This window comes from Roseibium sp. RP-7 (genome assembly GCF_053005225.1).
In genome coordinates, this window is the sequence record NZ_JBRKQA010000001.1 from 2,937,810 (window position 1) to 2,952,005 (window position 14,196).

The 14,196-nt window shown below is 58.2% G+C and carries 9 protein-coding genes; 1 reads left to right on the plus strand and 8 read right to left on the minus strand.

From position 1 onward, the window contains the following. Positions 1 to 6: 6 nt before the first annotated feature. From atzF to ACVDG9_RS13260, 5 genes are read right to left on the minus strand one after another with little or no spacing between them, the layout of a single operon-like run. Positions 7 to 1,845 (minus strand): allophanate hydrolase, encoded by a 1,839-nt coding sequence (gene atzF / locus ACVDG9_RS13240; protein ID WP_447238175.1) that lies wholly within the window; start codon positions 1,843 to 1,845, stop codon positions 7 to 9. 21 nt (positions 1,846 to 1,866) lie between these two features. After that, positions 1,867 to 3,498: a dipeptide ABC transporter ATP-binding protein gene (locus ACVDG9_RS13245; protein ID WP_055654506.1), complete on the minus strand. Its 1,632-nt coding sequence runs from the start codon at positions 3,496 to 3,498 to the stop codon at positions 1,867 to 1,869. Positions 3,499 to 3,509: 11 nt separating this feature from the next. Next, a complete protein-coding gene (locus tag ACVDG9_RS13250) occupies positions 3,510 to 4,400 on the minus strand; it encodes an ABC transporter permease (RefSeq protein WP_447238176.1) in 891 nt (296 codons plus the stop codon). After that, a complete protein-coding gene (locus ACVDG9_RS13255; protein ID WP_447238177.1) occupies positions 4,397 to 5,422 on the minus strand; it encodes an ABC transporter permease in 1,026 nt (341 codons plus the stop codon). Before ACVDG9_RS13255 ends, ACVDG9_RS13250 begins: the two co-directional genes overlap by 4 nt. A 3-nt stretch (positions 5,423 to 5,425) precedes the next feature. Continuing rightward, positions 5,426 to 7,030, minus strand: coding sequence for an ABC transporter substrate-binding protein (locus ACVDG9_RS13260; RefSeq protein ID WP_447238178.1), 1,605 nt, complete (start codon positions 7,028 to 7,030; stop codon positions 5,426 to 5,428). 123 nt (positions 7,031 to 7,153) lie between these two features. On the opposite strand from ACVDG9_RS13260, the gene ACVDG9_RS13265 reads away from it, so the two are divergent. Beyond that, positions 7,154 to 8,068 carry a LysR family transcriptional regulator gene (locus ACVDG9_RS13265; RefSeq protein WP_022998446.1) on the plus strand — a complete coding sequence of 305 codons (915 nt, stop codon included), beginning with the start codon at positions 7,154 to 7,156 and terminating at the stop codon, positions 8,066 to 8,068. Between the two features lie 83 nt (positions 8,069 to 8,151). Here ACVDG9_RS13265 and dnaE read toward each other — a convergent pair whose 3' ends face one another. The 3 genes from dnaE to ACVDG9_RS13280 form a co-directional block, all read right to left on the minus strand. Beyond that, positions 8,152 to 11,655 (minus strand): DNA polymerase III subunit alpha, encoded by a 3,504-nt coding sequence (dnaE, locus tag ACVDG9_RS13270; RefSeq protein ID WP_447238179.1) that lies wholly within the window; start codon positions 11,653 to 11,655, stop codon positions 8,152 to 8,154. 508 nt (positions 11,656 to 12,163) lie between these two features. Continuing rightward, positions 12,164 to 12,880 (minus strand): ABC transporter ATP-binding protein, encoded by a 717-nt coding sequence (locus tag ACVDG9_RS13275; RefSeq protein ID WP_022998443.1) that lies wholly within the window; start codon positions 12,878 to 12,880, stop codon positions 12,164 to 12,166. A gap of 11 nt (positions 12,881 to 12,891) precedes the next feature. Beyond that, positions 12,892 to 14,196 (minus strand): lipoprotein-releasing ABC transporter permease subunit, encoded by a 1,305-nt coding sequence (locus ACVDG9_RS13280; protein WP_022998442.1) that lies wholly within the window; start codon positions 14,194 to 14,196, stop codon positions 12,892 to 12,894.

Genomic DNA, 14,196 nt, shown 5'->3' on the forward strand with positions numbered 1-14,196 from the left:
AAAAGTTCAGCTTGCATGCGCGGTCAGCTTCTCGTCCGAGACATCCGGCTGGGAAACGGAAGCAACCACTGAGGAAAGATAAGTTCGCCAGGAACTCAGTTCGGTGATTTCAACAGCCCCTTCAACTGCATGTCCTTCACACAAAAATCCCTTTACGTCGGTTCCGTCTTCCAGCTTGACCGTGCCGATGCACAGCGGTGCCGGAATACCCGCCATGAAACTGCCGAAGGTCTCAAGCGGCATTGCCCAGACCTCCACATTGATTGATCCGCCCGAGCCGGCCCCAACCTGCACAAGGCCCGGCCGCTTCGGAGGCCCGCCTGCAAGCGCAAAGAAACGGTATTCCGGTGCTGTCTTGCTGGATTTTACAAAGCGTGCGCCGTGAGAAATCAGCTCCTTATTTAGCGGCAGTCCCGACATGTGGGCGCCGCAGACCGCAACAGCTATTTCACCGGCAGCGATCTCGCTTGTGGTCAGCGCAGGTTTCTGCCGAGCCCAGGTCGTTGCTCCAAGCGGCCCCGCTTCCACTGTAGCTGCAAGCGCGGCGGCGGCTGCATCCTGACCGCAGCGGGCCAGAACGGTCAGGCTTCCAGGCCGGCCGTCCTGTCGCAAACCTGTTGGCACGGCAATACCGCAAAGATCTAGAAGGTTTACGAAATTCGTGTAGGTGCCAAGGCCTGAATTCGGGCCAATGGGGTCAACGGTAATTTCTTCTACCGAGACGAATGTCGGTATCGTCGGAACGCAGAGGAAGTCGGTCTCTGCCAAAAGCTCATCACAGATCCGGCGCAGGTCCTGCAGCTTGTAAAGTCCACGGAATGCGTCGACAGCGGTCAAAGAAAGACCCGGTTCGATAATTGCGCGCGTCGTCGGATGAAGCGTCTGCGGCGCATCAATCAGACGATTACCGACAGCAGCTGTACGTTCCGCGACCCAGGCCCCTTCGTAGAGCAGGCTAGCGACATCGTAAAACGGCTGAAAATCGATTTCCTGCACAACGGCCCCCTGCGTGCGCAGCGATGCGATCTTCGCCCTGAAATGGTCCGCCTGAGCCATGTCACCGAAGGTTTTCAGTGAAGCATCGTCAGGGACCGCGATCCGTACAGTTCCCTGACTGGCAGACATTTGCTGGACCGGCAGCTGCCTGGAGTAGGCATCTGCCGGGTCGTAGCCTGCAGCAGTCTCGAATACGGCCCATGCGTCCGCAACAGTCATGGCAAAAATCGAGATCGTATCGAGGGTCCGGCATGCAGGGACCAGACCTGAGCCGGACAGAACGCCCAGGCTTGGTTTGAGCCCCACAATGCCGTTAAGGGCTGCCGGCACACGCCCGGACCCTGCCGTGTCGGTTCCCAGCGAGAAACACGCGAACCCGTGGGCAACAGCAACGGCCGAGCCTGAGGAAGAGCCACCGGGAACGATTTCCGGATCCACCGCGTTCAATGGCACGGGGTACGGCGTTCTCACTCCGACGAGGCCAGTCGCGAATTGATCGAGATTGGTCTTGCCAAGACAAATTGCGCCCGCTTGCCGAAGACGTCCAACGACAAAAGCATCGCTATCAGCGAAATACTCAAAATCCGGGCACGCTGCAGTCGTCGGCATGCCAGCCACGTCGATATTGTCCTTGGCAACATAGGGAATTCCCCAAAGGGGCCGGCTATCGGGGTTGCCAAGACTACGGGCCTCAGCAAGTGCCGTTTCTCGTGCCTGGTGAATGAAGATTCCCGGGTCGCCGGTGGCATCAAGCCGCCTGAAGGCTTCTTCGATCACGGCCTCAACAGACAAGCCTTCGGCATAGGCCTGCCGGAGCCCGGCGAGCGTGAAGGGAAGTTCGCGGATCATGTCTAGTCCTTCCAAAATGTCTTAGGCGGCGGTTTTGCGCGCCGGTGCCTGGGGCGCAGCCGTAAGCAATTCGCGAGTGTACGGGTTCTGGGGCGTATCCATGACTGTCTCGACGGCTCCCGCCTCAACAACTTTGCCGCCCTTCATGACGACGACATGGTCGCACAGCAGACGCACGACATTGAGATCATGGCTGACGAAAAGGTAACTCATGCCAAGCCGGGCCCGCAGGTCTGCAAGCAGGTTCAGGACAACCGCCTGAATGGAAACATCCAGAGCGGCAGTCGGCTCATCAAGGATCAGGAGATCGGGATCCGGGGCGATTGCCCTGGCTATGCCGACGCGCGCCTTCTGCCCCCCTGACAGCTGGTGCGGAAACCGATCAAGAAGATGGCTCGGCAAGCCTGTCAATGCGGCCAGCTCTTCCACCCGTTCGCCCAAGTGGGCGCCTTTCAATCCTGTCAAACGCTTCAAGGGTTCGGCTATCGACTGACGGGCGGTATGTCTGGGATTGAGACTGTCCGTCGCATCCTGGAAGACCATCTGGATTTTCTGCCGCAGTGGATGCCGGGAGAAGTTCTCCGACGGGAGCTTGGCAATATCCTCGCCCCTGAAAAGCAGGTGGCCCGACGTCGGATCAAGCAGTCGCACGATCATGGAAGACGTGGTGGATTTTCCGCAGCCGGATTCGCCGACCAGTCCGACACTTTCGCCTTCGCGAATGGTGAAGCTGATGCCCTTGACGGCGTACACCGGACCGGATTTGCCCTGGTAGGTCTTGGTCAGGTTGACGACTTCCATCATCGGAGAATTGCCGATTGTCCGTGCGGCTAGCGGCGCGCGTTGATCTTCCGGCAGCAATGAACGAATGCTGGCTCCGCGCCGCGGCGTCGCGTCCACCAGTTTTCTGGTATAGGCATGTCGAGGGTTTGAAAACAGGTCCGCAGGCCTGCCCTCCTCCACAATGACACCGTCCTTCATCACGACGATGCGGTCGCAATATTCGGACGCCAGGCCGAGATCGTGCGTAATCAGGATCGACGACATTTCGCGCGCCCGAACAAGATCATCGACAAGGTCCATGACGGCCTTCTGGGTGGTGATATCGAGGCCGGTGGTCGGCTCGTCCGCGATGAGAAGCTTGGGGTCACAGGCAAGCGCAATGGCAATCACGACGCGCTGGCACATGCCACCCGACAGCTCGAAGGGATAGGCTTCGTAACGCTCAGCAGCCTCGTTGATCTTCACCGCCTCCAGTGCCTCGATTGCCTTTGCTTTCGCATTTTGCCTGGTCGCCCGGCCATGCTGGCGAAGGACGTCCTCAAGCTGGTGCCCAACCTTCCGAATGGGATTGAGTGCGGCACGCGGGTTCTGAAAGATCATCGAGATCTCCCGACCGCGGATTTCACGCATGTCGCGCTCCGCCGCCTGTTTGAGATCGATACCGTCATATACCGCCTCACCGGATTTTATCCGGCCACCGGCGTCCAGAATGCGCATAAGGGCATAGGATGTAACGGATTTTCCCGATCCGCTTTCCCCGACAATGCCCAGACGTTCGCCCTTGGCGAGGTCGAAGCTGATACCCTTGACGGCCTGAACGTCACCGCGGCGGGTCTTGAAGGCAACTTTGAGATCCTTGATGGTCAGCATGGCAAAGCTCCTCAGGTCCGGCGACGCGGGTCGACGATGTCGCGTAGACCGTCTCCCATCAGGTTGAAGGTAAAGACTGCCAGCATCAGCCAGAGCCCCGGAAACAACGCCAGCCACCACTCGCCGGACACGATGAAATTCGCGCCTTCAGCAACCATGATGCCCCACTCCGGTGTGGGTGGACGAACACCAAGGCCAATAAAGGACAGCCCGGCCGCGTTCAAAATGGCCCACCCCAGATTGAGCGAGACCTGCACCATCATCGGCGGCAGGGCATTCGGGAATATGTGAAACGCAAGCACCCTGGTATCCGAATTGCCGGCAAGCTTTGCGGCAAGTGTGAAGCCGGCTTCCCGCCGGATGTTGACCTCCGCACGAACAAGACGGGCGTAGAACGGAATGTTGATGATCGCAGTGGCCAGAATGATGTTGGAAATCGAATTCCCGAGCGCCGCCACAATGCCCATGGCCAGCACGAACAATGGAAAGGCCATGATGGTGTCGAGAAACCGGTTGAGCACTACGTCCAGCCAGCCTCCACGGTAACCGGCCACGGCACCAAGGACCGAACCGATGACGAAGGAAAGCGCGACAGCGGACACCGAGATGATCAGATCAAGGCGCGTTGCAACGATCACCCTTGAAAAGACATCGCGGCCAAGATTGTCGGTTCCGAACCAATGAGACCAGCTGGGGGCCTGCAATGCATTTGCCGCATTCGTCTGCAGCGGATCGTAGGGAACCAGTGCCGGTCCGAGCAGTGCTGATCCGATGAAAAAAGCGACCATGGCGAAAGACAGGGCCGTGACCGGATTTTCCCGAAGGACATAGATCGTATGGGCCAGCGCACCGGAGCCGGTCTTCCGCTCCGCGACGGTTGGAGGCAACGTCGTATCACTCATTTCGAAGATGTCCCGAAACGTGGATCAATCAGCGAATAGGACAGATCGATCAACAGGTTGAGAATGACGAACAGCAATGCCATCGCCAGAACGAACCCCTGAACCGCGGCGTAATCGGAAACCACAAGCGCCTCGACCGCATAGGATCCGATGCCTGGCCAGGCGAAGACCTTCTCGACCAGCACATTCGCCCCAAGCACAAAGGAAAACACCATGCCCAGCGTGGTCACGACCGGAAGCAGGGCGTTGCGGAAAGCGTAGCCGTAAAGCACCATCCCTGGCCCGAGACCTGCTGCCCGTGCGGTCCTGACATAGTCGGCCGCCAATTCAGACAGCATCGCCGCTCGCGTCATGCGCGCGATCGGGGCAAGGGTGAAGAGGGCTAGCGTCGTTGCTGGCAAGACCAGCTGCTTCAGCGCTCCGAACCAGGTTTCCCAATCTCCGGCAATTGCAGCGTCGATCAGGAAGAACCCGGTAATCCTGGGCGGATCAAGATAGATGAAATCGAGCCTGCCGAGGGGCGACGGAGCGATGCCCAGGAGATAATAGAAAACGTAGATCAGGACGATGCCGGTGAAGAAGGTCGGCAGAGATACGCCGGCGGTGACAAGTATCCGGCATAGCTGGTCAATCCAGGTTCCCGGCCGTGTCGCTGCCAGAACGCCGAGTGGAACGGCTATCAGGCAGGACAGGATCAGGGCGGACAGCGTCAATTCGAGCGAGGCCGGCAGTCGGGACGCAAGTTCCGTCGCAACGGGCCGGCCGGTGGAAACCGACTGGCCCAGATCTCCCTGCAGCAGATCTCCTACATAGATCAGGAACTGCTCCGGCAACGGTTTGTCGAGGCCCAGAGACCGTCGAACCTCTTCGATGGATTCAGGCGTTGCCGCAGCTCCGGCAAATTGCACTGCTGGGTCACCGGGCAAGGCACGTGTGAGGATGAAGCTGATCACCACAACGCCAATCAGAACCGGTATCGCCTGCAGAATGCGGTTAAGCGTAGCTGAGCTGCGACGCGCCATGACCTAGCTCTCCACGTTCGTCAGAGAGCGGACATCGAGCTGGCGGTGGAACCAGAACTCGTAACCGTCGGCACTGTTGACCGCGACGTTGAGCGCCGGCTGATAAAGCGGAATCCTCGGCAGGTCGTCCATCGCGATCTCGAACATCCGCTTGATCTTCGGCGCGTACTCCGGATCGTCCTGCGCCATGTGAAGCGTTTCCGAGGTCAGGGTCTCGATTTCCTCGTTTCGATAATTCGAGGAATTGAAAAGGTTGCCTTCCTGATACGCCCAGAAGAAGTAGTAGTCGGGTGTGTCCAGCCAGCCGCCGAAGTTTTCCAGATGTAGCGGCAAGCGCTTTTCCACGAGCACCGCCGTGCGCCAGTTTGCCCCGGGGATCTTCTCGATTTCCGTCTTGATGCCGAGTTTGCCGAGACTTTCCTGGATCAGCAGTGCAGTTGGCTCCATCCAGGATGCAAGGTCTGTGCTGATCGACAGAGGGACTTCGAAGCCATCAGGATAGGCAGATGCCGCAAGCAACTCCTTGGCTTTCTCCATGTCATGGCTATAGGGCGACTTACGTGGCCAGGAGGTGTCTTCAATGGTCTCGCTACCGCCCCACAACGGTGCGCCGCGGCCGTAAGCTGCAGTATCGAAGATGTCCTTGTAGGGAATCGCGTAGGCGATAGCCTTGCGCACATTCGGATCCTGGAAAGGTTCGAAAGTGTAATTCAGGCCAACCACATGCATGGTGTTGGCAATCGGTGTGGAATACACCTTCACCTTTTCAGCGAGCTCAGCAGCATCCTTATCCGGTATGTCGAAGGACACCTGCACATCACCACGTTCGATCAGGGCGCGGCGCGTTGCCGGACTCGGCACTTCTCGAACAATGATTCTGCGAACCTTGGGCAAAGGTCCACCAGCCCATTCGTCAAAGCGTTCGTAAACGATCTGCTGGCCGGAATCCCAGCGGGCAACCTTGTAGGCACCGGACCCGGCAGGTGTCGTGTGAAGATACTCAGTCGCCCAGGGATCATCGGCTGTCGCATGTTCCTTGGCGACTTTCGAATTGATGACGAACGGCACAGGAACTGCCAGATCCGGCAAGGATAGCTTTGATGGCTTGTCGAGCTTGACGACAAAGGTTTCCTCATCGACGGCTTCAAACTGATCCGGCCGCACAAGGCCGCCAGCTTTCATCTGCGTGCTCGGGAACCCGCCAACTGACACTGCCCTGTCGAAAGACCATTTTACATCCTCAGCGGTCACCTTGCTGCCGTCCCAGAAAACGGCGTTCGGCTTCAGCTTGAAGGTAATGGTCAAACCGTCGTCGGAAATTGTCCAGCTTTCCGCGAGTTCCGGTTCCAGCTTCGAATAGTCGAAGGAAAAGCTGCCATCGTCCAGGGTCTTGCTGCCGAACGTAATCAACCGGTCATAACTGTTGATGGCAACCTGATAGCTGGCCCTGTTGGTACCGGTACGGTGAAGATCCAGACTGTTGATGGTCTGACCGGTCACCGCCACCAGAGTATCGCTTGCGGCGAAGGCAGACAGGGACCGGGAAAACGGGAGGGCGCCGACGACGGCAGCTCCGGCTTTGAGGAATTCGCGTCGGTGTAGGGACATGTTCGGAAACTCCGCTGTGCGATTGGCTTTCCGAAGCTTGCAGGTGTTTTCTGTTTCCGAAAAATGCTATAAATTCACAGATGCGATGAAAAAAATGCAACGCCATAAACAAAGCCTATTGAAATGAGACACTTATACACGTTTCAACTCATTGAGGCTGTCGCCCGAGCGGGCTCCATCAGAAAAGCGGCGGAAGACATGAACCTGACCGCCTCTGCGCTCACGCGCCGGGTGCAAAGGTTCGAGCAGGAGTTTGGCGCACAGCTCTTTGAGCGCCTACCGAAGGGCGTACGTCTCAACCCTGCCGGAGAGCTTCTTCTCCACCACTACCGCGCAAGCCTTTCAGACCTTGCTCGTGTGCAGAGCCAAGTCGCGGATCTTGCAGGAGAACGCAGAGGGCACGTTTCCATCGCCTGCTCGCAGGCTATGGTTCCTTATTTCCTGCCCGAGCAGATCGCCCGGTACCGGCGTGATCATCCGGGCGTCACGTTTTCGGTCAACGTCAGGGACAGAACCCAGGCCGAGCAGGAACTCGTGTCCTATTCCAGCGACCTGGCACTGGTGTTCGAGCCAGTCTATCTGGTGGATTTCGAGGTGCTTCATGTCATCCCGCAGGAGGTTTATGCGGTCATGGCGAGCGACCACCCACTGGCAAAAAAAGCGGAGGTGCGCCTGCGGGATTGTCTCGATGTGCCCCACGTCGCCCCGACAACCAAATATGGCGTCAGGCATCTGCTGGACTTTGCTGCCCGGCGCGGCAGTCGCCGCGTTTCTCCCGCTGTCGAAACCGAAAGCTTCGACCTGATCCGGCACTACGTTCTTTGTGAGAAACTGATCGGCTTCCAGATCCCTCTGGGGCTCAGAGAGCAGGATGACGGCTCGCTGGTTTTCAAACCGATCTCGAGCAAGGACCTGCCACCCGGGAACCTAATTCTGGGTCAGATGCGCGGGCGTACACTTCCCGTGGCTTCAGCGCGCTTTGCGTTGCAGCTGGCCACAGCGCTCAAGGACTATCACAGCGCCCGAATCGGCAACTGACTGAGCGAGCATTTTCAGGACCATAGAAACCCTGGCGCACCAGCGCTCCCGTAGTGAAATCGCACTGTCGGCGCCCTGGACGCTCACGCCACCTGTACGTCCGTTACACCTGGCACTGCCTTGAGCGCGCCCGCAATTTCCGGTGACAGGCGGAACCGGCCGGGGAGCTTGACCTCCACTTCCCGTGCGCCGTTTTCCAGAAGCACAATCACCGTCACGTCACCTTCACCCCTCACCTGCAACTGCTTTGCAAGGCTCGGGATCGGACGTTCATCGCGAACAAAGACACGCATGCTTTTCTGCAGGCGGGCTGCAACCTGATCGATCGGATCAACCTGTTCGATTCGAAGGGAGGGCTCGTCGTCGCGCATGTCGGCCCCGACGAGCACGACAACGGAACGTCCAGCCTGCAAGGCATCCCGGAACTGTTCGAGTTTCTCACGGAAGAGCAACGCCTCATACTGGCCCGTAGCATCGGACAGGCGAACGATACCCATGCGATTGCCGGTCTTGGTCTTGCGTTCCTGCATGGACACAACGGTGCCGGCAAGCCGGCCGTGAGACGCCCCCTTCTTGACTGCTTCCGAAAACTGGCTCCACGGCTGTGCCCGCATCTTTTCCAGCACGGAGGCGTATTCGTCGATCGGATGCGCTGACAGGTAAAACCCGATCGCCGAGTGTTCCCGCTGTAGCTTCTCTTCGTTTGTCCAGCCATGGACATCATCCAGCTGCAAGGGTTCTTCGCTGTCGCTGCCGCCAAAAAGCTCGTCCTGGCCGAGCGTCTTGTTTTCCTCGGTGCGTTGAGCCAGGCCCATGATCCGGTCAAGTCCTTCAAAAACCCGTGCCCGGTTGGGCTCAAGCTCATCGAATGCTCCGGCGGCCACCAGGTTTTCAAGCGTTCGCTTGTTGAGGGCCTTGGGTGAAATCCGACGCGCAAAATCGCCAAGGCTCTTGAAAGGCTTGTCGCCCCGAACCTCAACAATGTGTTCAACCGCCTGCTCGCCAACACCCTTGATCGCGCCCATCGCGTAAAGGATCTTGCCGTCGGCAACGTCAAAATAGACCTGCCCGCGGTTGATTGACGGCGGCTCGATCTCGATCTTCATGCGCCGACATTCCTGACGGTAGTCGCCCAGTTTTTCCGTATTGCCCAGATCCAGTGTCATGGAAGCGGCCATGAACTCGACCGGGTGGTTCGCCTTAAGCCAGGCCGTATGATAGGAGACCAGTGCATACGCCGCAGCGTGCGACTTGTTGAAGCCGTAGTTGGCGAACTTCGCCACAAGATCGAAGATTGTTCCGGCGTGGCTCTTGTTGATCCCACGCTCCACCGCGCCGTCGACAAAACGCGCCCGCTGGACTTCCATTTCCGCGGCAATCTTCTTACCCATGGCGCGGCGCAGAAGGTCAGCTTCACCGAGAGAGTAGCCGGACAGAACCTGCGCAATCTGCATCACCTGTTCCTGGTAGACGATAATGCCGTTCGTCTCCATCAGGATGGGTTCAAGCAGGGGATGCAGGCAGTCCGGGTCCTGTTCGCCGTGCTTCACCGCGTTGTAGACCGGGATGTTCTCCATCGGTCCGGGACGATACAAAGCCACAAGGGCAATGATGTCTTCGAACCGGTCGGGTTTCATGCCTGCAATCGCGCGGCGCATGCCCTGACTTTCCAGCTGGAACACGCCAAACGTTTCGCCGCGCGCCAGCAGCTTGTAGGTTTTCTCGTCGTCGATCGGCAGGGCTGCGACGTCGACATCGATACCGCGCCGTTCAATCAGCTTCACCGCCGTATCGATAACCGTCAGTGTCTTCAGACCGAGAAAGTCGAACTTAACAAGTCCGGCATCTTCCACCATCTTCATGTTGAACTGGGCAACCGGCATGTCGGAACGCGGGTCTCGGTAGAGCGGCACCAGCTGTTCCAGGGGCCTGTCACCGATGACAACGCCCGCAGCGTGCGTGGAAGCGTGCCGGTAAAGGCCTTCGAGCTTCTGAGCCATGCCTAGCAGCCGTTCGACGATTTCCTCTTCCTTGGCTGCCTCGCGCAGGCGTGGCTCTTCCTCGATCGCCTGACCAAGCGTTACAGGATTTGCCGGGTTGGCAGGAACAAGTTTGCAGAGCCGGTCGACCTGGCCATAAGGCATTTGCAGCACGCGGCCGACATCGCGCAGCACGGCGCGGGCCTGAAGCGATCCGAAGGTGATGATCTGCGCGACCTGCTGCCGGCCGTATTTTTCCTGAACATAACGGATCACTTCTTCACGCCGGGTCTGGCAGAAGTCGATATCGAAGTCAGGCATCGAAACGCGTTCGGGATTGAGGAAGCGTTCGAACAGCAGCGAAAACCGCATGGGATCAAGGTCGGTAATGGTCAGGGACCAGGCAACCAGGGACCCCGCACCGGACCCGCGACCCGGGCCGACCGGAATATCCTGCCCTTTTGCCCATTTGATGAAGTCCGCAACGATCAGGAAGTACCCGGGAAACTTCATGCGCTCGATGATGCCGGTCTCGTAGTCGAGACGGTCCCAGTAGTCCTTCTCCTCAAGACCCGGCGCCAGTCCATGCGCATCAAGGCGCGCCTGCAATCCTTCGCGTGCCTGGCGGATCAACTCTTCCGCCTCTGCCTTCTCCGCTTCTTCCGGATCCGCATCTGCACCGGCAAACCGGGGCAGGATCGGCGCGCGCTTCAACGGGCGGAAGCTGCAGCGCCGGGCGATTTCTACCGTTGAAACAAGCGCCTCTGGCAAATCCGCAAAGAGCGCGCACATTTCCGCGCGGCTTTTGAAGTAGTGCTCCGGTGTCAGGCGTCTGCGGTCATCCTCGATCAGCACCCTGCCTTCGGAAATGCAGATCAGGGCGTCATGAGCTTCATAGTCTTCGCGCTTGGGAAAGAAGGCTTCGTTGGTGGCAACCAGTGGCAACCCGTATTCGTAGGCCAGATCGAGAAACGCGTCTTCGGTCTTGCGCTCGGCTTCCATGCCATGGCGCTGGATTTCCACGTAGCAACGGCCGGGAAAACGATCCGCCAGTGTTTGCAACCGGCTTTTTGCAAGGTCCTTGCGTCCGGCAAGAAGCGCTGCCCCGATTGGCCCTCCGACACCACCGGTCAGAACGATAACGCCTTCGGACTTTGATAGAAGATACCCGGAGGAAACGTGTGGCCTCAAACCGGTTTCCGTATCGAGGAAGGCCCGAGAACTCAGCTCCATCAGATTGCCGTAACCGGCTTCTGTCATGGCGAGAAGAACAACGTCCGAAAGCGCAGGTTCCCCTCTCCGCCCGCTTTCAAGTCCATCGTCGAAAAAGACGGAAAGCTGACACGCGGCAATCGGCTGAATTCCGGATCCCCACGCTTTGGTCGCAAATTCCTGTGCGCCAAACAGATTGTTGGTATCGGCAATCGCCAGCGCCGGCTGGTCATCGGCCTTGGCGAGGTCGAGAAGCTTCTTGATCGGCAACGCACCTTCCAGAAGCGACAACGCCGAATGGACTCGGAGGTGAACATAGCCGGGACCGCTTGCCTCACTGCCGGCATTTTCTGACGAACCGGAAGACAGAGAATTATTGGGATCTGTAGCAGACATGGCGGCTCTCATAACATCTTCCAGAATCAGCGCTCAAGTGAAGCGTGTTCGGAATAGCGTGTCGAGACGCCGAAGGAGTTGTTACCGCTGTTCTTTGTAATCCTGACTTCGCATCACACCGCAGCGGACTGAGTCCAGGAACTCAAAAAACGCACTGGCACCATTTGCCGAAACAACGACCGTTCAGCAGAGATTGATCAGCCGACGGACAGAAGCACGTCGCCCCAGACGGCGAGCGTCGTGCAGAAGCAAACCATTGCACCGAAAGCGGCAAAATCACGAGCGATATGGATCATCACATCCTCCAACCGTTGCTAATTGCGTAACTGGATGATGTTCCATTTTTGTTCCTATTGCAAGCCCTTTTTGTTCCCCTTGTCATCAAGCAAATCAAATTTGCTGAAAACTTTGGGTTTTTGCTTTGTTCTTCTGGGTAACCGCACCCGTGAGGAGCCCGCTCAAACGGGTTAGAAGCAATTTTTGAACTTGGATTGTCTGACTGGAAAACCTAGAGGTCCCTGACCAGCCCTTCGGACAGCGTTATTGCCCTGTCCATACGGCCCGCCAATTCCAGGTTGTGAGTTGCGAACAGCGTCGCAACACCGGACGCCCGCACCAATGCCTGCAAGGCGTCGAATACATAGCCTGCAGTGTTGGGGTCCAGATTTCCCGTCGGTTCATCCAGAAGAAGGATACGAGGTGCATTCGCAACTGCACGGGCAACGGCAACGCGCTGCTGCTCCCCGCCGGAAAGCTCCGAAGGGCGATGGCTGCCACGCTCACCGAGACGCATGTATTTCAAAAGTTCGTCTGCTCGCTCGGCTGCCATCTTTCGCGGCAAGCCACGGATCATCTGTGGCATCATCACGTTTTCCTGTGCGGTAAACTCCGGCAGCAGGTGATGAAACTGATAGACGAATCCGATGTCGTTACGCCGGATTGCCGTGCGCTCATCATCCGACAGATCCGAACAGTTGACCGGTCCCAGGAAGACATCGCCCTCGTCCGGGCGCTCCAGCAAACCTGCAATATGCAAGAGGGTCGACTTGCCTGTTCCGGAAGGCGCCACCAGGGCAACCATCTCACCGGCCTCGATGCGCAGATCGGCGCCGTTCAGGATATGAAGTTCGCGATTACCCTCGTCGAAACTGCGGGTAATGCCAGACAATTGCAGGGCGGCGGGCGCCAGTCCCGGTGCCTGGTTGGGGTCAACGGCCATGTTCATCTCCCGTCTCCCTATTCATATCTGAGGGCTTCAACGGGATCGAGCCGCGCAGCCCGCCACGCAGGATAGACCGTCGCCAGCAGTGACAACGCAAGCGCCATGACAAGCACTGTTATCGTCTCTCCGGAGTCAATCTCCGCGGGCAGCTGTGACAAAAAGTAGAGCGTCGGATCGAACAGTTCCGTCCTGGTAAGCCAGGAAACGAATTGACGGATGCTCTCGATGTTCAGGCAGACCAAAAGTCCGAGGAAGAAGCCGGCGAAAGTACCCACGAAGCCGATGCTGGCGCCTGTTATCAGGAAGATCCGCATAATCGACCCACGCGTCGCGCCCATGGTCCTCAAAATCGCGATGTCCTTGCCCTTGTCCTTTACCAGCATGATCATGCCGGAAACGATATTGAGCGCCGCAACCAGGACGATCAGCGTCAGGATGATGAACATCACGTTCCGCTCCACCTCAAGGGCTGCAAAGAAGGTGACATTGCGCTGGCGCCAGTCGGTTACGAAAGCCGGCCGATCCGCGGCCTCCTCGATCGTGTCCTTCATGATACCGACCCTGTCGGGGTCAGCTACATAAACTTCGATACCGGTCGCCTTGGTATCCATGTTGAAATAGGCCTGCGCCTCTTCCAGTGGCATGAACAGGAAGGTCGCGTCGTATTCACTCATGCCGATTTCGAAAATGGCGGTGACCGGATAGGCCTTCAACCGCGGCGTAACGCCCATGGGGGTCACACTACCGCGCGGTGAGATAATGGTGACATTGTCACCAAGGGTGATGCCGAGCTGTTGCGCCATGCGCGAACCAATGGCAACCCCCTCGCCCTCATCGAACCCGTCAAGGGTTCCGGCCCGCACATTGTTCGCGATAAGCGGCACACGGCGCAGATCGCTTTCGTAAAGGCCACGAACGAGCGCTCCGAAATTCCCTGCAGGCCCGGAAACCAACGCCTGGCCTTCCACAAAGGGCATCGCACTGACCACATCCGGCACACCCTGCAACCGGGCAGAAACCGCATCATAGTCCGTCAGCGGCTGGTCGATCGGTTGAACCAGCATATGACCGTTGATACCCAGGATCTTGCCGAGAAGCTCCGTCCGGAACCCGTTCATCACCGCCATCACGATGATCAGCGTTGCCACGCCAAGCATGATGCCAGCAAAGGAAAAGCCTGCAATGACGGATATGAAGGTTTCGCGGCGCCTAGATCGCAGGTAGCGCCCTGCAATCATCCATTCAAATGCGGAAAAGGCGCGTGTCGGGGCTGCCGGTTTGCGACCGTCGTCAATGTCCGCCGTATCTACCGCTGTCAT